Genomic DNA, 1,610 nt, shown 5'->3' with positions numbered 1-1,610 from the left:
TGAAGGGCTGCCTGTCATACTTAACGATAGAACACGGTAAAATTCGCGGAGGCGTGATATTTACCCGGAGTCGGTTTTGCATCACCAATCTGAATCACTTTCGCGGTATAGTTGAAAATAGAAGGCGTTGCTTCATCGCCAGTATTCGCCACATCCGTGGTTGATACCGGAACGGAGTCATCAAACACAACGTCAGTGTTACCACCATTATTATTGGTTACGGTAATACCTACATTTGCTGCAGCACTCGCATCACTAAGGTCGTTCTTCAGGCGCAAATTCCCACCGTCAGTTGTGTCACCACTGAACCTCAGGTTTAAACTTGCTATGGCAGGGTCACATTTAGCCAGAGAAATCTGGAAATCTTTTGTCGGGCCAATTGACCCATCCTTCTCAAAATTATCCGGATAAGCATCAGCAAAAGTAACCACGGTATTTGCTCCTGCACCATCGACATCAATAACGCAAGTGTCGGCAACAATACGGCCAGAAAACTCTACCTTACCCGTATCTTCTGCAAATGCAGAAGTATTTACAGCGGCAATCAGGCTTCCGGCCATCAGCACAGTAAGAATCTTTTTATTCATTAGAATCCCTTAATCAGAACGATTGAATGACAAAGTCCCATTGCCAATAATAAATTACTGGCGAGAAATATTGAGGGTGAGCACGGAGAGAAAAGAATAAAGATATGCAAAAAACATGATCTTCTGAAATCCCTTCATCAAATCAATACAATGAATCGTGTATAGTGTTCACTCGCGGATTAAATCAAACCACCGGAGAGACTGTCTATAGCCTGCGATTTTTCACACACCATAAAAGAAGTTAACTATTTAATTTCCAATGTTTTTTGCAAACATTTATTTTACTTAATCTGTTCTTAATTAAAATTAAATCAATACAATTACATCATGAAAAAATAAAACTCATTTTACCCAGAAATAAAAACACCCGCTAATAGCGGGTGTTTAGGTCTAATTTACTACTGAATTAATTACTACCAAACATCTCTTTAATCCAACCGGCTACGCCATCGCCGTCCTTCTTCTCTTGCTGCGGCGGTTGCTGCTGTTGAGGCTGCTGTTGCTGCGGCTGCTGAGAAGATTGATCGAACGGATTACCCGACTGCTGCAGCATCTCACCTTGCTGACACAGTGAATCCGGATCGGTGGTCCATACAGGAAGCGTGCGCATACCCCCGCTACAAACGAAGTTACCGTCGTAGTCTACGCCCATATCCACCACATCCTCCGGTGGCGTCAACACCAGCGGTGTTGGCGTCTGGTTGGCCAGATAACGCTGATAAATCGACATCGCGCCGCTGGCACCGTACAGCTTGGTTGGCTGGTTGTTATCGCGGCCCACCCAGGTAATGGTCACCTGGCTGCCGTCGATCCCAGCAAACCAGGTATCCACGTTGTTGTTGGTGGTCCCGGTTTTCCCTGCCAGATGCAGACCCGGATACTTCGCGCCAAGCTGGCGACCTGTACCACGCTGAACCACCTGCTGCATAGTCCACAGCGTCATATACGCTGCTTGCGCCGGAACGGCACGCTCGGCCTGTGGGAAACTCTGGTACAGTACGGTTCCATCTTCGGCAATAACCG

2 protein-coding genes are annotated in these 1,610 nt (G+C 46.5%); both read right to left on the bottom strand.

Annotated features, from left to right (window positions below; translation table 11 throughout):
• Window positions 1-20: 20 nt before the first annotated feature.
• Window positions 21-587 carry a fimbrial protein gene (locus FDW94_RS11265; RefSeq protein ID WP_137377593.1) on the bottom strand — a complete coding sequence of 189 codons (567 nt, stop codon included), beginning with the start codon at window positions 585-587 and terminating at the stop codon, window positions 21-23.
• Between the two features lie 406 nt (window positions 588-993).
• The coding region (locus tag FDW94_RS24145; protein ID WP_249358443.1) for a penicillin-binding transpeptidase domain-containing protein at window positions 994-1,610 on the bottom strand (617 nt) is incomplete at its 5' end.

Source organism: Citrobacter sp. wls757 (assembly GCF_005280935.1).
GTDB lineage: Bacteria > Pseudomonadota > Gammaproteobacteria > Enterobacterales > Enterobacteriaceae > Citrobacter > Citrobacter portucalensis.
This window is presented reverse-complemented; position numbering and strand designations above follow the sequence as displayed.